The sequence below is a fragment of the Bacillus sp. B1-WWTP-T-0.5-Post-4 genome, assembly GCF_009183795.1.
In the GTDB taxonomy this organism is placed as follows: domain Bacteria; phylum Bacillota; class Bacilli; order Bacillales; family Bacillaceae_G; genus Bacillus_A; species Bacillus_A cereus.
This window is the reverse complement of the sequence record NZ_WEIJ01000007.1, coordinates 260,917-277,381: the sequence shown is the minus strand read 5'-3', so window position 1 is coordinate 277,381 and position 16,465 is coordinate 260,917. Positions and strand designations below refer to the sequence as shown.

Sequence of the window (16,465 nt, the reverse complement as noted above, 5' to 3'; positions counted from 1 at the left end):
TCCATCCCCCTGTTTGTCATGTACTTTCTTTCAATGTTTTCGGAAGGTAAATTGTAAAAATAGCTCCCCCATTTTTCTCGTTTTGAATTTCAATTGTTCCCTCTAGTAGATCTACCATTTCTTTCACATTCGCTAGCCCGTAACCCCGATTATTTCCTTTCGTTGAAAATCCTTTTTGAAAAATGGTCGTTATTTTTTCTGCCGGTATCCCTATCCCGCTATCTATCACTTCAAACACAATATCGTGCCCAATATCCGTAACAAAGAAGGAAACTCTCTTTTCCTCTCGTTCATTCACCGCATCAAATGCATTATCAATTATGTTTCCAAGGATCGTAATAAGATGCGACACTTTTATATGGTCTGGTAACGGATGAAGCGCGCTATCTCCTTCAATATGAAAATCAATTTTCTTTTCAGACGCTGTTCCGAGTTTTCCTAATAAAATAGCTTGTACTTTCGCATCGTGAATTTGATGGAATAAAATATGATTTTGGCTTTGATGAATATTAGATTCTTGTTGGATAAATTCAATCGCTTCTTTGTAGTGCCCTAACTGAAGTAATCCTGATAAGACGAAAAGTTTATTTGTAAATTCATGTGTTTGAGCGCGTAAATCCTCAGAATACTTTCTTACCTCAGATATCGTATTCACTAAGTTTTGCAGTTCTGTTTTATCTCTAAAACTACATACAACCCCTACCGTACTGTTATTTTCAAGTATCGGTGTCATGTTTAAAATAAACACTTTATCTTGAAACGCGATTTCTTGATCGCTTTCTAACACTCTCTCCATATTAAATTCCGGTAAAACTTTTGAAATGTGCTGCTGCATATAATCACCATTTACATGAAGCATTTCTTCTGCTGAGGTGTTCATCATTGTAATAAAACCGTTTTGATCAATAGCGATAATCCCTTCTTTTATAGATAGTAGTATCGCACTTCGTTCCCGGTATAGCGCTGCGATTTCATTCGGCTCTAAACCGAGTGTATCTTTACGAATACTACGTGCTAAAAGAATGCCGCCAACAATTCCAGCTAGTAATACACCTAAGGAAAAGAGGATAATTTCTTTCGTTCTACTCAATATGTTAGATTGAATACCTTTTATTAGAAACTCTACTGTCACAACACCTACGACTTGATTGTAGTCTCCGTTATGAACAATAATGGGTGCTTTCGCCATTAAAGCCGGACCACTTTCACCATTTCCTTCAAGCGTATAATAGCCACCAAAAGTGAGTGCTTCATAGTTATATGGATTGGTACTCTTTGTGCCAATTAAATCCGAATTAGAATGGGAATACATAACCCCAAAGCGATCTTCTATAATGACATAATCTGCATCAGCTTGCTCTCGAACTTGTTCCGCAATAGATTGAATGGTACTTTTATGCTCGTTATTTTGAAAAGCTTCTTTTATAGCTGGCATAAAAGAAAGAGATTTAGCCGTTTGCAGCGCTAACTGTTCTACTTGGCGCTTCGTATCAACGGACTGAATGTAAACAAATATTCCCGCTAATAGGAGAACGACAAATAAAATTAACGTAATAATTAAGCTCACTATTTTCGTTTGCAATGATACCTTACGTGATTTCTTCATACACCATACCCTTTGATAAAATATTCAAAACTATCAATCTCCTTTTTCTATTATTATGACAAAACTAGTAATGAAGCAACTATTAAAATTCTCCGTGTACATAAAGTACAAAAAGAATAAAATTGTCGTAATATTGAGATTTCATTCCGTAGACAGTACAATTCAACTACAATGAACACGCTTTCATATATACCTTTTTATTACTAAGCAAGAGGAGGAATTATTATGGCTCAAGCAAAATCTAATCGAGTCGCCGGCAATATTTTCAAAGGTTCTGTCGGCAATTTAATTGAATGGTACGACTGGTACGTTTACTCTGCTTTCGCTGTTTATTTTTCAGCAGAGTTCTTTCCTAAAGGAGATCCAACGAGTCAATTACTGAACACAGCAGCTATTTTCGCAGTTGGGTTTTTAATGCGCCCTATTGGGAGTTTATTAATGGGACGTTATGCGGATCGGCATGGACGCCGGGCAGCATTAACGCTTTCCATTACGGTTATGGCCGGTGGTTCTTTAATTATCGCCTGTACACCGAGTTACGAAAGTATCGGTATTATGGCACCAATTATTTTAGTTCTTGCTCGTTTACTTCAAGGGTTGTCACTCGGCGGAGAGTATGGAACTTCCGCAACGTATTTATCTGAAATGGCTAGTAGTGGACGCCGCGGTTTTTATTCAAGTTTCCAATATGTAACGCTCGTTGCTGGACAGATGGTTGCGTTAGGCGTTCAAATTGTTCTTCAGCAATTACTAAGCGAACCAGATATGAAAGCTTGGGGATGGCGTATTCCATTCATTATTGGAGCGATGGGCGCAGTAGCTGTATTATGGCTTCGCCGCACGATGGATGAGTCGGAGCAGTTCTCAAACATAAAATCACAAAAACGTGAAAGCGCAGGAACCATTCGCGCTCTTATGAAACATCCGAAAGCAGTATTAACAGTAGTCGGCCTAACATTAGGAGGCACTGTTGCATTTTATACGTACACAACATATTTACAAAAGTTCATGGTAAACACAGTCGGCCTTCCGAAAGAAGTTGTAAGCTGGATTAACTTTGTCGCACTACTTATATTCGTCGTACTTCAGCCAATTGCAGGGCTATTATCCGATAAAATTGGACGCCGCCCACTATTAATGGCATTCGGTATTCTCGGAACATTACTAACAGCGCCCATCTTCTTCTTTATGGAAAAAACGACAGAACCAATCGTAGCATTTTTACTCATGATGGTCGGTCTCATCATCGTTACTGGTTACACTTCTATTAACGCAATTGTAAAAGCAGAACTCTTCCCGACCGAAATTCGCGCACTTGGCGTAGGTTTACCATATGCACTAACCGTTGCGATATTTGGTGGGACAGCCGAGTTCATCGCATTATGGCTAAAGAGTATCGGAATGGAATCACTATTCTACTTCTACGTAGCTGGATGTATCGCGATCAGCTTTATTACGTATTGGCGTATGGATGAGTCATCGAAAACTTCGCAGATTGAGGCGGAGCTTGGTGGTGGGGATACACTAGTTAATAATAAGTCTAGTTAAAATTATGTATTCTATGTTTTTCGTTAATCTGAACTCGATGAATCTCTTTCTTGGCAGGGTAAAGATGTTGTTGGTGCTTTAGAGGTAAGATTAGGATTTACCATTGATGTAAAGGTAACTGTGAATGGAGCGCCACAATACAAAGTACATAACAGCAAGGATAAAAGATACTATGTATCAGCAATTGAAGCCTATTTGTATGTAAAGTAAGAGGTACAAAAGGGCATCCACTTAAATGATACTTTTTAATTTAAATCAACAAAAGAGACCGCAAATGTTAGGTCTCTTTTGTTGATCATTCTCCATATGTAACTTTCTCTTCACTTACTCCAAGCTAGATAACATGGTTCATTGAAATATTCAACCTTAAAGAAGGCTTGTTCTTCAAAAAATTCATTTCTTGCCCTCAGAATCTAGCAAAGTAGCTATTCAATAAATTTTTTCTCTGAATCCAAAAATTTATAAAACCTATTTAACAAATCTTCCTTCGTAGTTGGGGTATCTTGGGGCATATAAGTAATAAAACTTGTCATATCTTCAGGATAATCATGTCTATCATAAAACTCTGCAATTCTATTTAATAGTTCATCCTCATCAGTAATCTTTTCTTTTAACTTAGATAAGTAAACGAATCTGAGTTTACTTATCTCATTCTGTAATTCTTCACTATTTTCTTCTAGATTAGGAAAGTGGAAATCTTTAATTTCAAACAAAATTTTATCTAAATCACTAGAATCTATTCCCCAAGCTAGTTCATTAACAAAAGCTTCATCATCACCGGCTTCCATTAGTTCCACCGCATAATCAGAAATGACATTCGGTTCGAAATATTTTTTATTTACACCGGTATAAATAGTTTTCCAATCATACTTAAGACCTTTGTTCTTAAAATCTATTAAATCCATATAATTCTCCTTTTACTTTTTTGGAACTTGATTTGGTTTCCCTGTAACAGTACCATTTTCAATAAATCTTCTATGACTTACATTTCCATTTGGTTCAACAATCCACTCAAAGACGCCTTTTTTACCACCATTGCTTCCTTCGATTTGGAAAAATCTTCTACTAATGCGATCTCCTCCCACTAATGGAAATTCATCAGCAAATCTTGAGTAATTATCAACAATATCAGAAAAGCCATGTTCCTTAGGGACATGAGGAAACTCTTTTACTATGATAGGCTTTCCTTTTTCATCTCTTCCCCAAATAGGTTTTACTTTATCAATCTTTTCTCCACTTCCAACTCGCTTTCCATCAATAACAGGTCCCTCTAATTCCTCAATTACTTTTGGATTATCTCCGCTGGTTTTATTACTGGTATTATCCATCCCTTTAGTAGCATTTTCCTCTTTATTAAGTTTACCATTCTCTTTAACTTTATTAATACGCTCACCAGAAGATGGAGAAGACTCGAATTTTTGAAGAGTATCCTTAGCATTTTGAATCGATTTATCCCAAACCAATCCACCATGTACAACAACACCAACACCAGCCACTGTAGCAACTGCATCTAATGGAAGAACAATTGGTGATGCTAACCCACCACTTCCTACTTCTGCGACGAGTGTTAAGAAATTAGCCCCACCTATGACTGAAATACCTTCAAAAATTTCTACAATAGATCCTGCCGTTGATATAACATGTCCAGTAAATCTTCCAGCTTGATAAGTTGCTTTGCTTTCTAATTTATCATTATCAAGTGGTGTTAGTCCAATATAGTCTTCAGCTACTGCACTGCCAGCGCCTTGTATAAACTCCAAAGCACCTTCATAAATATCTTCGACACCATGTTTAAACGTATCTAGTAAAGATTCATCTTTTTTCTCACTATTTAACGGACCACACATTGTTCCTTCTTCAATTGAACTACCATTTAAATGATTATCGGCCTGACGCTTCCTATCTTCATTAATCGCCTGAATAGAAGTTGTCCATTCCATATTCAACCCTTGCGTACTAAATGTACCACTTGCAGGACTAAAGCCTTTTCCACTTTGAACTTCTGCAAGACCTGCAGCAATACTAGCTGCTAATTGAAGTGCTGTACTATAATTATTACTAGAGGTCTGATTGAATTGATACAAATGATCCAGCTTTTCTTGCAGTTTTTTCCTCATCACAGTAAAAAGATTCGCCATAGCGTCCATACCTGGGATTGGCATAGCTTGACTGATGGCTTCCATACTTGCTTTCATTCGGTCAATTTCTCGAATTTGTTCTAATATTTCTTGTTCAATTACATCTGTGGAAGCGACTTGTGATTGAAATTGACTTGGAAAAGCATCGTTCTGGCGAATTAACTCTTCACACAGATAAATGATTCCTTGCGCTAAAGGACGAAAGGTTTGTACAAAAAATGATTTTGCACTGCTATAAGTTTGTCCTTGTAGAACAGTATCAATTGCAAAGGCATCAATTGACTGAATGACTTGTTCCATACCTTGAATAGTAGCGTTACATACAGCATTCATACTTTGAGTTTGGCCTTGTACTTCTCCTAAATACATATTTAAGCTCATGCATTGACCTCCCTCGCTAATTGTTGTTGTTGATAGGAAAGGTCGTTTTCTAAATCACTAAGGTTTCGTCTTTCTTTAAGCAACGTTTCTTTTTGGTTTTCTAATTCAAATGTGACTTTTCGTTCAATATGTTGTGCCTCTTGATATGTATTCATAAAAAATTGAGACATTTCTCTATCACCATGCCAAGTTCCTAAAATTCGATCAAACAAACGATGGTTTCGACCTCTCCATTCATAAAAATCTGCTTCCACTTGCTCCTGAATGTGAATCGCGGATTGATTTCGGTCTTGTTCTTCAAATACACTTCTTAACTTTTGATTTACTTGATTGATTTGTTTTTCAATATCTTGACTCATTATATTCCTCCTACTATTTTACCTTTACGTAGGTTGTCACATTAGCGAAAAGTGTTGTGAAGTTCGTTATCCATTCTCTCAAACTCTTGGGCTACTGAATGAATATTATCGACCGCTTGTTGAAAGGCAGTGGAAAATTGTTTCGTAAAATCTAACATTTGTTGATTCGCTTCTTGTGCTTTGGAATTAACAGATAGTGTTGTACGCGTCGCCTTTGTTATAGAACGATTTGTTGCACTTTGGATTATATTCGAAGCTGTTCTCATCTGCGTAGCAATTTGTTGTGCCGTTTGAAAATTACTTTGAAATTGTCCCATCACTCAAATCCTTTCTCTAATTTTCAGAAGATGCCAAAAAAATCCCAATAAATATATGAAAATTCCCTATTAATATCACTCTTTTTAAACGTGTGTCCAGCTAAGTTGGGCATGCAATCAAATGAGCCATACACTATAAGCTGTATGGCTCATTTGAAATGCCTGTTATATAGAGTATGACAATTTTTATTTCAAACCGAAATTACGTGATAATTCTTCATCATGAGAAGCAACAGCTTCTGCAGTTTTATTAAGCTGCATATTAATTTCTTGTAATAGCTGTGCGAAGTTTTGTACTTTTGGCTTTAATTGATTGAACTGTTGATCAAAACCTTCGAAAGCACGACCTTCCCATTCTCCTCTTAATTCATTTTGCAAATTTTGTAGTTGACTTAAAATGTCCTCAATTTGATTTGCACCTTGTCCATATTGAGCTGCTTTCGATTTAAGCTCCTCTGGTGACATACGAATTTGTCCAGCCATTTTCATTTCCCCTTTAATACATAATGAGCAAAATATAAATTGGTTAATTTTACTAAATATATTATAATGTATTATTTTGAACTTTAAAACATTTTATCTTTCTATTGAATATTAGAATATTAATATTCAACTTTTTCTTACTTTACAAGATTTTATGCAAAAAAGACCACCAAAAGGCAGTCCCTCAAAACTCAATCCCATCCCGCGCTCCACTACTTTCTCATACAAATAATTCGCAACGATAGTATCTACTACAGCCAAACCAACTGATTTGAAAATAGTAATCTCTTCATCATTTTCGTGACCAGCTTTTCCCCCTTATAATTTAACCAATTTCGGCGTGGAGATTGCTAGTTTTATCAAAATTTGAAGATCACCTGTTTCTAGATCCTATTCAATTAAGCAATCCTACAAATGCCTCTTCTTCCTCATCTATAAAACCTACAAATATAATTTCTTCAATAGCATCCTGATTAAATACAAATGTATAATCAGGATCAATATATCCTTCTGGATAAAAACAGCCTATGTAGTCATACATAACCGGTTCTTCAACCATAAGTAGTTGTTTTCTCCCGTAAATTACAACCTTTTTTGTCCCTCCTTTTAACAGAACAATAGAGCCATTTGGTAACAGCTTTTCTTTAGAAAATTGCATAATTGTCCGCCCTTTCTTATACGGCTGATATATTTTTCAAAGATTATTTAAATAGCGCAGAATCTCACTTGCACCATCCTGTCGTTTTCGATTAAGTATTATTTATCCCTATCACCCAAAATAGAAAAAAGATATCTCTGCTATCTAAATGTAATTCCACATTCATGAGATTAACTCTCCCTCCTATTTTTTCTATCCTTTAACCAACTAGAAGAAGAATGCGATTATATACTTGAAATGCAACAAATCCTCTTTAAAAGCCTATACGTATTTTCCCTCCATCTTCTATATGCTTCCGTAAATAATAATACTTATGGAGTTCTATAATCATATAAAACAAAACAAACGAAAACACTGTGCATGCAGACATAAATACAATTGCCCCCATCTGTTGTGTTGCAATGCTAAGAATTATATTAGCAATTAACTGCCCCGATCCCGCTGCAATAGCTGCTACTTTTACACCACCAGTTCCTTTCGATGATTTTGATTTTTTTCTTGGTTCCTGAAGTTTTTCAATATGATTTTTATAAAAATAATACAAAGCAAAACCATACAAACCAAATGAAAGAATAAAATAGATGGGAGTTTGTAATTGTAACACTTCATAAGCATATTTTTGAGTTATAACCAATAATCCGACTGAACATATGGCGCCATATACTCCTCGAAATAGGGTGTATTGTAATTGTCGTTTCCGAGGATTGATAGCAATCCATATCCCCCACAAATTTAAAAAAACAACTGGAGGAGTTACTATATATACATAGAGTAATCGAAAAGGATTCGCAAAAGCGGGCAACAGAATAAATATGTCCGCTCCCACAAGAACAAGGGCAATTATTTGGAATCTTATTTCATTTACAGGATAAAGAGCCATATAATGTGCAAAAGCTTTCTTATTAAAATCTATAATTTTTTTCATATTAATTAAACCACCCCGCTACTGTTGACCAAGTTTTTTTCGCACCCGTTTTCACCATATCTTTAATACTATCATCTTCACCATCACCATCTAAATCAACATCCCATTTCACACCTTCTGTAAAATATGTTAGTCCTACTGAAACAGCAAATCCAGCTGCCGCAACCGCCAGAACTGGTGCTGCTGGGAGGGCAGCAACTGTAAGAGCCGTTGCCCCTACGGTTACTGCTCCTCCTACAACAACATTACCAATAATATCCCCGGCGATTTTATCATTTGATTCATTATTTTTGATATTCTCACTTGTATCCGTATATGAGTCTATAGCCACACTAAACCATCCAAGTTTATCCTTTAAAGCCATTTTAGACGCACTTAGCGCACTTCCATTTTTTATAAGAGCATCTATTTCTTTTATCGTCTTGCTAGCAGTTCCATTTTTCATTTTTGCCGCGACATCATCTACATAATAAATCTTATAATCCCTATACTTTCCATTAATTTTTTTATTGCCCTTAAAACCGGAATATTCTCTTACAAGGACGCGTTGTGCTCTTCTGTCCAAATCGTATGTTACCTTATAACCATTAATTACTTTATGAGCTGTATTCCCTACTACAACTGCACCTGTAAGTGTTCCGAATGTATTCCCCGCTCCATCCAATGGTGCATTCCAATTGAATCCAGTCATACCTAAAAATGACTCTTTTTTGTCTACTTCACCAGATTCAGAATCCTTATTTAACCTTTCAACTTCACGAGCTTTATCTTCTGTAATTGTTTGAATAGGCCCCGTCCAATCCATATTCAATCCTTGCGTACTAAATGTACCGCTGACAACACTAAATCCCTTCCCACTTTGAACTTCCGCAAGACCTGCAGCAATACTAGTTGCTAATTGAAGTGCTGTACTATAATTATTACTAGAGTTCTGATTGAATTGATACAAATGATCCAGCTTTTCTTGCAGTTTTTGCCTCATAACAATAAAAAGATTTACCATAGCATCCATACCCGGCATTGGCATAGCTTGATTGACAGCTTCCATACTTGTTTTCATTCGGTCAATTTCCCGAATTTGTTCTAATATCTCTTGTTCAATTACATCTGTGGAAGCGACTTGTGATTGAAATTGACTTGGAAAAGCACCATTCTGACGGATTAATTCTTCACACAAATAAATAATTCCTTGTGCCAAAGGTCGAAAAGTTTGTACAAAAAATGCTTTTGCACTGCTATATGTTTGCCCCTGTAACACAGTATCAGTTGCAAAAGCATCAATCGACTGAATTGCTTGTTCCATACCTTGAATGGTGGCCGTACATACAGCATTCATACTTTGAGTTTGGTTTTGTACTTCTCCCAAATACATATTTAAACTCATGAATTAGCCTCCTTTACTAATTGTTGTTGCTGATATGAAAGATCATTTTCTAAATCACTAAGATCTCGTTTCTCTTTAAACAATGTTTCTTTTTGGCTTTCCAATTCAAATGTAAGTTTTCGTTCGATGTATTGTGCTTCTTGACGAATATCCATAAAAAACAATGACATTTCTCTATCTTTATGCCAAGTTCCTAAAATACGATCAAACAAACGATGGTTTTGATTCTTCCATACATGAAAATCTTCTTCTACTTTTTCCTATTTTTGAATCGCAGATTGATTTCGGTCTTGTTCTTCAAATACACTTCGTAACTTTTGATTTACTTGATTAATTTGTTTTTCAATATGTTGACTCATCTTTTTCCTCCTACTATTTTACTTTACGTAGGTTGTCACATTAGCGAAAAGTGTTGTGAAGTTCATTATCCATTCTCTCAAATTCATTAGATACCGAATGAATATTATCAACCGCTTGTTGAAAGGCAGCGGAAAATTGTTTCGTCAAGTCTAAAACTTGCTGATTCGCTTCTTGTGCTTTGAAATTAACAGACAACGTTGTACGCGTCGCCTTTGTTATAGAACGACTGGTTGCACTTTGAATCCTATCAGAGGCTAATCCCATTTTCGTAGCAATTTGTGTTGCTTTTTGTAAATTACTTTGAAATTGTCCCATTCTTTCAAATCCTTTCTATAAATTTTCCAAATGCATTAAAGAAATCTCATTATATATATCCCTATCAATATCACTCGCTGGGCATGCAATCAAATGAGCCATACACTATAAGCTGTATGGCTCATTTGAAATGCTTGTTATATAGAGTATGACAATTTTTATTTCAAACCGAAATTACGTGATAATTCTTCATCATGAGAAGCAACAGCCTCTGCAGTTTTATTAAGCTGCATATTAATCTCTTGTAATAGCTGTGCAAAGTTTTGTACCTTTGGCTTTAATTGATTGAACTGTTGGTCAAAACCTTCAAAAGCACGACCTTCCCATTCTCCTCTTAATTCATTTTGTAAGTTTTGTAGTTGACTTAAAATGTCCTCAATTTGATTTGCACCTTGTCCATATCGAGCCGCTTTCGATTTAAGCTCCTCTGGTGACATACGAATTTGTCCAGCCATTTTCATTTCCCCTTTAATACATAATGAGCAAAATATATATTGGTTAATTTTACTAAACATATTATAATCTATTATTCTGAACTTTTAAACGTTTTATCTTTCTATTGAATATTAGAATATTAATATTCTACTTTTTCTTGCTTTACAAGATTTTATGCAAAAAAGACCACCAAAAGGCAGTCCCTCAAAACTCAATTCTATCCCGCGCTCCACTGCTTTTTCATACAAATAATTCGCAACAATAATATCTACTACAGCCAAACCAACTGATTTAAAAATAGTAATCTCTTCATCATTTTCGTGACCAGCTTTTCCCCCTTATAATTTAACCAATTTCGGCGTGGAGATTGCTAGTTTTATCAAAATTTGAAGACTACCTGTTTCTAGATCCTATTCAATTAAGCAATCCTACAAATACCTCTTCTTCCTCATCTATAAAACCTACAAATATAATTCCTTCAATATCCTCATGATTAAATACAAATGTATCCTTCTGGATAAAAACAGCCAATATAGTCATACATCACAAGTTCTTTAATCCCAAGTTTTTGTTTTCTTCCATAGTTATTTATGTGAATTCAGCTCGTTTTTTTGTTTTGGGTGAAAAAAATTTTTAACTTGATAGCAATGTGGTGCTGCCCCTATTAGGCAAATTCGACAAAGAAAAAACACCCAAAGGTGCCTTCCTCCCACTTGAACCATCTTAATTTTATTGTGTTTTTATTATATAAGAAAAGAAGACATCGCTTAAGATGTCTTCTTTTACTTGTACAATTGGTGTTAAGAAGGTATTTATTGCTTAAAAACCATAAAAAAATATAACAATCATCGAGTAAACCTATTATAGCATCAATAAATAGAGTTTTTATATGCATCTTTACATATATATAGATTTATTTATGTTTTATCTATATAGTTAAATTGTCTGTTTCTTGTTTTAATTCGTTTGTTTATTTTGAGTGCTCCAGCAATGGAGCCTTTTTTTATGCAATAAAATATTTTCTTAGCATTACTTAGTTGGTCTATATTAACTTTACCCTCTTAAATTATATCTATATTTTACCAAATGATTATATAGATAACCAGTTTTTTCTAATAATTTAGTGGATTGATAATTTTAATGTTAGTTGTTAATACTTATAGAAAAATTCATCATGCAATGAAAATTGAGAAATCAAGAATTATAAAAAACTTATAGTATCTTTTGTAAAGGTATATTTTTAATTTGTATATTAATATGTTATAATTTAATTTCTAAAACTACCAAAAAAGGACTGCCAGTAATGGTGGTCCTTTTTTATATTGGTGAGATTGTACTAGTATAATAAAATAGGATTAACTGTATATTGTGAGTGTGATTGGTTATCCCTTCTTTCCATTTGGAAGGAAAGGGGGTGATATACCTATGGAGTTTTTGTTTGAGCTTCTAAAAGAATTTGTGAAAGCCATTGTACGTGAAGTTTCTGCGTATGTTTTTAGGAAACAAATTTTAGAAAAAGATAACAAAAAACCCACTCCTCGTCGCCGTCCAAAGCAAAAGGGTGGGTTTCGTAAAAAATAAATGAGCACGTAATAGATATAATGTACAGAAGAAAAGAAACCCAAGTGAGTCTTTTTTCAATTTATTACATCCCTAATTGATTGTAAATTGATTTGAATACGTGAATTCACCACGATATTTAATTGCAGCTACATAAGTACCACTTGTATAGCTATCTGTGATAGGGGTTTGCCAAATTTCTGTTCCAGGAATAAATTCTGGTTCTATTGTTTGGAATCGTTCTAGGATACCATTTGTGTGGATTTTAAAAATTTTCATTTGCGCACCAAAATGTTCTCTACCAAAGTGTTGTGCTAAGTAAAATGTATCACCAGTTATTAAATTCCCAATCTTCCAATCTGGTTGATATGTACTTTCCTCTGAATTTTGTAAATCCACAATGGTTTTAAATCCCCAATCATCATTAAGTGGATCTGAGTAAGCTGCAGCTGCTTGTGAGGTAGGCTTACTCATTTCTATTGCAGTAAAACCGCTAAAAGTTAACGCACCAATTAATGCTAATTTTCCTAACTTCATTATTGTTTCCCCCTATTAATTTTTGTAATTTTTAAAACCAGAAATCATACACACATAATAATATAATCAACTGTATTATATTTCAAATATTCCCTAAAAAAATCCATAAACAAAAAGGCACCCCAAAGGTGCCTTCCTGTGACTTGAACCACTTTATCATTACAATAAAGATGGTGTTTACAAGGATAATTGTTATTATTTATTAATTGTAAACCAATCACTTACGCCGTAACCTATTGAATCATTGACATGTTTTATAACAGCAATATAGCTACCAGGAGTATATACATCTGTAATCACAGTTGACCAAGTAGGGTTTTGGTAATTAGCATCAAACTGAGGATAAATTGTTCTATAGCGTACAGGTTTTTTTCCAGCTTCAACTTTAAAAATCTTCATAACAGCTCCTGAGTCATCTTTTATTGAGCTAAGAGAGTAATTTAAGATATCTCCAGTTCTATATGATTTTTTAACCATGTGTGCATTTGGAAATTTGGATAGATATTCAAAATTATTTGGTGATGAAAATCCCCAACTATCATTATATGGATCAGAATATGGTTCTTCATAAGCTGCTGCGGCTTGTGAAGTAGGTTTAATCATTTCTACTGCAGTAAATCCACCAAATGTTAATACTCCAACTAATGCTAATTTTCCTAATTTCATTAAAAATCCCCCTAAATATTTTAATTTAATTAATTACAATATAATGATATATTATTATGTATATTTTTTCAAATAATTTCTAAAAAAAGTTATAAATTCAAAAAAAAGACACCGTAAGGTGCCTTCCTCCGACTTGATAATTGTATTTTATGTATGAAACTATCGCTGTAGTATCTAAGATGAGAGTAAGCAGTTTATGACGTCTTGCTTAGGACGGTATAGCATTACTTATTAATAACAAAGAATCCAGATTTATAATGTTTGCCATACAGATAAGCGACTGCTACGTATTGCCCTGAGTCATAGTTATCTGTGATTTGAGTATCCCAAATTGCTTTACCTGGGAGTGCAGATTCCGTATGCCAATTAATTGTTTTATAACGAGTTAATTCACCGCTACCATTGTCTGCTACTCGGAAAATCTTAATTTGGTCATCAGAGTCTAAAGAGTTAGAATATGCTCCAATAATTGAGAAGTAATCTCCTGTTTTGTAGCTGTAATTGAATTGTTGTTTGTACTCATACGGTAAGTCTGGAATAAATTGATACAATTCAGATGTATTTGTAATTCCCCAGTCGTCATATGATACTGTCGCTTGAACATTTGATGCTGCCGCTGCTGGTTTTGTGTCCAATGCTGCCAATCCTGTAAATCCACCTAGTGCTAATGCTCCCGCTAATGCTAATTTTCCTAATTTCATTAAAAATCCCCCTAAATATTTCTGTAATTATAATTAATTACAATATAATGATATAATTATTTGTATAATATTTCAAATATTTTCTAAAAAAAGTTATAAATACAAAAAAAAGACACCAAAGGTGCCTTCCTCCGACTTGAATCACTTTAATTCTAAGAATATGTATTGGACTCCCATTCAAGTATTATTTTTCTCAATGAATAATTGGTATATTTTAGGGTGTTTTTCACTATTTTTATGTTAAGATATTTTGGTTGATATTCATCTTATTTTAGGAGGTTGGAAGATCTGTTACATGCTTTTTATATGGATTTTAGTTTCTATACCGAAAGTATAAAAGTTTTAGGGTTATTAGGGAATTCTACTCGCTTATCAATTGTTTATAAATTGATTACATATGGATCGTTGTCAGTTTCTGATTTAAGTAAGCAAACAAGAATTACAGAGGATTTGATTGTACAACATTTGCGTAAATTAGCCTCTGGAAATATTGTAATTAGTGAACGTATAGGGAAAAGGCTTTATTTCAAAATAAAAGATAATAAAACAATTGAGATTATTAAGGTATTAGGATTAATAAGTTAATTTTAATTACTTTCAATATAAATGATTTTGCTATAACTCAATTGTGCAAAATTATATTTAGCCCGCCTATGGAAATAGGTAGGTTTTTAATATACAAAAAGGCGCCCATATAAGGGTGCCTTTTCCAATAGTTTTTAGCAGAAACAACTGCATCCGATAATGATTAATAAAATAAACAATACAACTAATAAAGCGAAACCTCCAGCGAAACCGCAGCCTTCGCCACAACTACCACCATATCCCATAACAATAGTGCCTCCTTTAGATTAGAGGGTAAAACTAGGGTTCATTCCATGGATTTTAATGGGTTCACTTTACCTTATGTTTTCAAGAATGAATTGAGCAGGTCCTTTTGAAAATAGAGAAAAGACGCCTTCCTTTTAGGTAGATAAGACTTTAGTTTTCCAATCTAAAGAAATTTTGTATTAGTTCTTTGAGAGTATATCATGATATTTGCTTGATTTATTATGCATTTTTACATAACCCTTCAAATCCCTCTATTTTCCATTTGATAAAATGTAATTCCAATATTGTTAATAATTAAATAAATATTTATATAAATTGAAAATATTTACAAAAGTTACAAAAGTGATACATTTAAGGTGCAAGTTATAAAACATATTTAAGGGGGATTTATTATGTTTAAGAAATTAGTAGTTGGAGCACTAGCAACTGGTATCGCATTAACTGGAGGGATTGGAGCAGCATCAGCAAGTACAGAAGGTGTAGATAATACTAAAAATTCTGCACCAATTGTCCAACGTACCCAAATACTTAAAGATGATTTCAGTCTGATGAATGGTGAAAGAGAGGTACCGTTCGAGCATGTAAAAAAAGCAGATATGAGAGTTCATATGACAAACAATACTAAAGGTACACTTGATTGGTCTTTAAAAGACTCAAAAGGTAATGTTATTGGTTCTGGATCGTTAGCAGCAGGAAAGGGTTTTACAAATACGTACAATACTCTTCCAAAAGGTAAATATAAGCTTAAAGTTACTCACAGAAATGGTGGTTCTGGATCATTCTATGCAGCTGCTCGTACTTTAGACTAGTATACATAGAACCAGTTTAAGCGTATTGAAGAAGAACGATTAGAGAGTTTGAGGATTATGGGGTTTTGTCATAATATCATCGTTTGTAAATACAAAGTCACAAAATGCCTACCTAGGGAAATAGGTAGGCATTTTTAATGCAGAAAAAAGACACCCAAAGGTGCCTTTTACGCTGTAATAAATTTAAATACATAATACATAAAGAATAACAAAGATAGACTTGCTAATCTGCCAGCAATTGATTCTTTCATAAATTTCATAAGTATCACTTTGACAATCAATGCTAAGAATAACGGTATAAACAGTACCATAGCAAGTTTAATAGCTAAGTCGTTTATAGTTGGATTAAACGCTTCAAAATTAATGATGATATTCACTTGCCTCTCTATTATCTGTTTATATTTATAATTAGATTTTTATTGTTTTGTCTACTAAAAAAGCCGTTAATTTGA

General features: G+C 34.1%; 20 protein-coding genes and 5 pseudogenes. 5 read left to right on the top strand and 20 right to left on the bottom strand.

Translation table 11 applies throughout. The annotated features are described in order from the left end of the window. Window positions 1-16: 16 nt before the first annotated feature. Complete coding sequence (locus GBN91_RS21775) at window positions 17-1,606, bottom strand: ATP-binding protein (RefSeq protein WP_152122303.1); 1,590 nt, start codon at window positions 1,604-1,606, stop codon at window positions 17-19. A 225-nt stretch (window positions 1,607-1,831) separates the two neighbouring features. On the opposite strand from GBN91_RS21775, the gene GBN91_RS21770 reads away from it, so the two are divergent. Together GBN91_RS21770 and GBN91_RS29610 are read left to right on the top strand one after the other, a co-directional pair. Beyond that, window positions 1,832-3,154 (top strand): MFS transporter, encoded by a 1,323-nt coding sequence (locus tag GBN91_RS21770; RefSeq protein WP_017656890.1) that lies wholly within the window; start codon window positions 1,832-1,834, stop codon window positions 3,152-3,154. A 39-nt stretch (window positions 3,155-3,193) separates the two neighbouring features. Further along, window positions 3,194-3,364 (top strand): annotated as a pseudogene (locus tag GBN91_RS29610) (N-acetylmuramoyl-L-alanine amidase); the annotation flags it as partial. A 215-nt stretch (window positions 3,365-3,579) separates the two neighbouring features. On the opposite strand, the gene GBN91_RS21760 reads toward GBN91_RS29610, so the two are convergent. The 14 genes and pseudogenes from GBN91_RS21760 to GBN91_RS21695 form a co-directional block, all read right to left on the bottom strand. Then, window positions 3,580-4,059, bottom strand: a complete 480-nt coding sequence (locus GBN91_RS21760; RefSeq protein ID WP_000364132.1) for a DUF2247 family protein — start codon at window positions 4,057-4,059, stop codon at window positions 3,580-3,582. Between the two features lie 12 nt (window positions 4,060-4,071). Further along, on the bottom strand, window positions 4,072-5,673 hold the full coding sequence (locus GBN91_RS21755; RefSeq protein WP_152122301.1) for a T7SS effector LXG polymorphic toxin: 1,602 nt from the start codon (window positions 5,671-5,673) through the stop codon (window positions 4,072-4,074). Then, window positions 5,670-6,032 carry a DUF3958 family protein gene (locus GBN91_RS21750; protein ID WP_000076125.1) on the bottom strand — a complete coding sequence of 121 codons (363 nt, stop codon included), beginning with the start codon at window positions 6,030-6,032 and terminating at the stop codon, window positions 5,670-5,672. The genes GBN91_RS21755 and GBN91_RS21750 overlap by 4 nt, the downstream gene beginning before the upstream one ends. A 41-nt stretch (window positions 6,033-6,073) precedes the next feature. After that, complete coding sequence (locus GBN91_RS21745; RefSeq protein ID WP_000529655.1) at window positions 6,074-6,349, bottom strand: TIGR04197 family type VII secretion effector; 276 nt, start codon at window positions 6,347-6,349, stop codon at window positions 6,074-6,076. A gap of 186 nt (window positions 6,350-6,535) precedes the next feature. Beyond that, window positions 6,536-6,832, bottom strand: coding sequence for a WXG100 family type VII secretion target (locus tag GBN91_RS21740; RefSeq protein WP_000918587.1), 297 nt, complete (start codon window positions 6,830-6,832; stop codon window positions 6,536-6,538). Between the two features lie 126 nt (window positions 6,833-6,958). Further along, window positions 6,959-7,150: pseudogene (locus GBN91_RS21735) on the bottom strand (hypothetical protein); the annotation flags it as partial. 76 nt (window positions 7,151-7,226) lie between these two features. After that, window positions 7,227-7,490: a DUF4176 domain-containing protein gene (locus GBN91_RS21730; protein WP_138101366.1), complete on the bottom strand. Its 264-nt coding sequence runs from the start codon at window positions 7,488-7,490 to the stop codon at window positions 7,227-7,229. Between the two features lie 253 nt (window positions 7,491-7,743). Beyond that, window positions 7,744-8,415 (bottom strand): hypothetical protein, encoded by a 672-nt coding sequence (locus GBN91_RS21725; RefSeq protein WP_152122299.1) that lies wholly within the window; start codon window positions 8,413-8,415, stop codon window positions 7,744-7,746. A 1-nt stretch (window position 8,416) separates the two neighbouring features. Continuing rightward, window positions 8,417-9,799, bottom strand: a complete 1,383-nt coding sequence (locus GBN91_RS21720) for a T7SS effector LXG polymorphic toxin (RefSeq protein ID WP_152122297.1) — start codon at window positions 9,797-9,799, stop codon at window positions 8,417-8,419. Next, window positions 9,796-10,158 (bottom strand): annotated as a pseudogene (locus GBN91_RS21715) (DUF3958 family protein). Before GBN91_RS21715 ends, GBN91_RS21720 begins: the two are co-directional and overlap by 4 nt. A gap of 40 nt (window positions 10,159-10,198) precedes the next feature. Then, window positions 10,199-10,474: a TIGR04197 family type VII secretion effector gene (locus GBN91_RS21710; protein WP_006923578.1), complete on the bottom strand. Its 276-nt coding sequence runs from the start codon at window positions 10,472-10,474 to the stop codon at window positions 10,199-10,201. A 158-nt stretch (window positions 10,475-10,632) separates the two neighbouring features. Further along, window positions 10,633-10,929: a WXG100 family type VII secretion target gene (locus GBN91_RS21705; RefSeq protein WP_000918591.1), complete on the bottom strand. Its 297-nt coding sequence runs from the start codon at window positions 10,927-10,929 to the stop codon at window positions 10,633-10,635. Between the two features lie 198 nt (window positions 10,930-11,127). Further along, window positions 11,128-11,247 (bottom strand): annotated as a pseudogene (locus GBN91_RS29605) (ornithine cyclodeaminase family protein); the annotation flags it as partial. Between the two features lie 76 nt (window positions 11,248-11,323). Then, a pseudogene (locus tag GBN91_RS21695) lies at window positions 11,324-11,492 on the bottom strand (DUF4176 domain-containing protein); the annotation flags it as partial. Between the two features lie 842 nt (window positions 11,493-12,334). Here GBN91_RS21695 and GBN91_RS28975 point away from each other — a divergent pair. Beyond that, window positions 12,335-12,490 carry a hypothetical protein gene (locus tag GBN91_RS28975; protein ID WP_000394762.1) on the top strand — a complete coding sequence of 52 codons (156 nt, stop codon included), beginning with the start codon at window positions 12,335-12,337 and terminating at the stop codon, window positions 12,488-12,490. 72 nt (window positions 12,491-12,562) lie between these two features. Here the strand turns inward: GBN91_RS28975 and GBN91_RS21690 are convergent, their stop codons facing one another. The 3 genes from GBN91_RS21690 to GBN91_RS21680 form a co-directional block, all read right to left on the bottom strand. Then, window positions 12,563-13,006 carry a DUF5065 family protein gene (locus GBN91_RS21690; protein WP_016121981.1) on the bottom strand — a complete coding sequence of 148 codons (444 nt, stop codon included), beginning with the start codon at window positions 13,004-13,006 and terminating at the stop codon, window positions 12,563-12,565. A 195-nt stretch (window positions 13,007-13,201) separates the two neighbouring features. Next, a complete protein-coding gene (locus GBN91_RS21685; RefSeq protein WP_000765904.1) occupies window positions 13,202-13,672 on the bottom strand; it encodes a DUF5065 family protein in 471 nt (156 codons plus the stop codon). A gap of 224 nt (window positions 13,673-13,896) precedes the next feature. Beyond that, window positions 13,897-14,373: a DUF5065 family protein gene (locus GBN91_RS21680; RefSeq protein WP_061660559.1), complete on the bottom strand. Its 477-nt coding sequence runs from the start codon at window positions 14,371-14,373 to the stop codon at window positions 13,897-13,899. Between the two features lie 306 nt (window positions 14,374-14,679). On the opposite strand from GBN91_RS21680, the gene GBN91_RS21675 reads away from it, so the two are divergent. After that, complete coding sequence (locus GBN91_RS21675) at window positions 14,680-14,958, top strand: ArsR/SmtB family transcription factor (protein ID WP_152122325.1); 279 nt, start codon at window positions 14,680-14,682, stop codon at window positions 14,956-14,958. A gap of 134 nt (window positions 14,959-15,092) precedes the next feature. On the opposite strand, the gene GBN91_RS21670 is transcribed toward GBN91_RS21675, so the two are convergent. Further along, window positions 15,093-15,203, bottom strand: a complete 111-nt coding sequence (locus GBN91_RS21670; protein WP_000540371.1) for a YjcZ family sporulation protein — start codon at window positions 15,201-15,203, stop codon at window positions 15,093-15,095. Window positions 15,204-15,596: 393 nt separating this feature from the next. Here GBN91_RS21670 and GBN91_RS29600 point away from each other — a divergent pair, with 393 nt between their 5' ends. Then, window positions 15,597-16,013 carry a hypothetical protein gene (locus GBN91_RS29600; protein ID WP_098014146.1) on the top strand — a complete coding sequence of 139 codons (417 nt, stop codon included), beginning with the start codon at window positions 15,597-15,599 and terminating at the stop codon, window positions 16,011-16,013. Between the two features lie 167 nt (window positions 16,014-16,180). Here GBN91_RS29600 and GBN91_RS29310 read toward each other — a convergent pair whose 3' ends face one another. Then, on the bottom strand, window positions 16,181-16,390 hold the full coding sequence (locus GBN91_RS29310) for a hypothetical protein (RefSeq protein ID WP_001021325.1): 210 nt from the start codon (window positions 16,388-16,390) through the stop codon (window positions 16,181-16,183). Window positions 16,391-16,465: the final 75 nt, after the last annotated feature.

What these genes read in the sequence shown, in the direction of transcription:
- GBN91_RS29600 (WP_098014146.1), top strand. Translation starts at nt 15,597, where the DNA reads ATGTTTAAGAAATTAGTAGTTGGAGCACTAGCAACTGGTATCGCATTA.
- GBN91_RS21705 (WP_000918591.1), bottom strand. Translation starts at nt 10,929, where the DNA reads ATGGCTGGACAAATTCGTATGTCACCAGAGGAGCTTAAATCGAAAGCG.
- GBN91_RS28975 (WP_000394762.1), top strand. Translation starts at nt 12,335, where the DNA reads ATGGAGTTTTTGTTTGAGCTTCTAAAAGAATTTGTGAAAGCCATTGTA.
- GBN91_RS21725 (WP_152122299.1), bottom strand. Translation starts at nt 8,415, where the DNA reads ATGAAAAAAATTATAGATTTTAATAAGAAAGCTTTTGCACATTATATG.
- GBN91_RS21745 (WP_000529655.1), bottom strand. Translation starts at nt 6,349, where the DNA reads ATGGGACAATTTCAAAGTAATTTTCAAACGGCACAACAAATTGCTACG.
- GBN91_RS21670 (WP_000540371.1), bottom strand. Translation starts at nt 15,203, where the DNA reads ATGGGATATGGTGGTAGTTGTGGCGAAGGCTGCGGTTTCGCTGGAGGT.
- GBN91_RS21730 (WP_138101366.1), bottom strand. Translation starts at nt 7,490, where the DNA reads ATGCAATTTTCTAAAGAAAAGCTGTTACCAAATGGCTCTATTGTTCTG.
- GBN91_RS21775 (WP_152122303.1), bottom strand. Translation starts at nt 1,606, where the DNA reads ATGAAGAAATCACGTAAGGTATCATTGCAAACGAAAATAGTGAGCTTA.
- GBN91_RS21740 (WP_000918587.1), bottom strand. Translation starts at nt 6,832, where the DNA reads ATGGCTGGACAAATTCGTATGTCACCAGAGGAGCTTAAATCGAAAGCA.
- GBN91_RS21685 (WP_000765904.1), bottom strand. Translation starts at nt 13,672, where the DNA reads ATGAAATTAGGAAAATTAGCATTAGTTGGAGTATTAACATTTGGTGGA.
- GBN91_RS21755 (WP_152122301.1), bottom strand. Translation starts at nt 5,673, where the DNA reads ATGAGCTTAAATATGTATTTAGGAGAAGTACAAGGCCAAACTCAAAGT.
- GBN91_RS21675 (WP_152122325.1), top strand. Translation starts at nt 14,680, where the DNA reads ATGGATTTTAGTTTCTATACCGAAAGTATAAAAGTTTTAGGGTTATTA.
- GBN91_RS21760 (WP_000364132.1), bottom strand. Translation starts at nt 4,059, where the DNA reads ATGGATTTAATAGATTTTAAGAACAAAGGTCTTAAGTATGATTGGAAA.
- GBN91_RS21710 (WP_006923578.1), bottom strand. Translation starts at nt 10,474, where the DNA reads ATGGGACAATTTCAAAGTAATTTACAAAAAGCAACACAAATTGCTACG.
- GBN91_RS21680 (WP_061660559.1), bottom strand. Translation starts at nt 14,373, where the DNA reads ATGAAATTAGGAAAATTAGCATTAGCGGGAGCATTAGCACTAGGTGGA.
- GBN91_RS21720 (WP_152122297.1), bottom strand. Translation starts at nt 9,799, where the DNA reads ATGAGTTTAAATATGTATTTGGGAGAAGTACAAAACCAAACTCAAAGT.
- GBN91_RS21690 (WP_016121981.1), bottom strand. Translation starts at nt 13,006, where the DNA reads ATGAAGTTAGGAAAATTAGCATTAATTGGTGCGTTAACTTTTAGCGGT.
- GBN91_RS21770 (WP_017656890.1), top strand. Translation starts at nt 1,832, where the DNA reads ATGGCTCAAGCAAAATCTAATCGAGTCGCCGGCAATATTTTCAAAGGT.
- GBN91_RS21750 (WP_000076125.1), bottom strand. Translation starts at nt 6,032, where the DNA reads ATGAGTCAAGATATTGAAAAACAAATCAATCAAGTAAATCAAAAGTTA.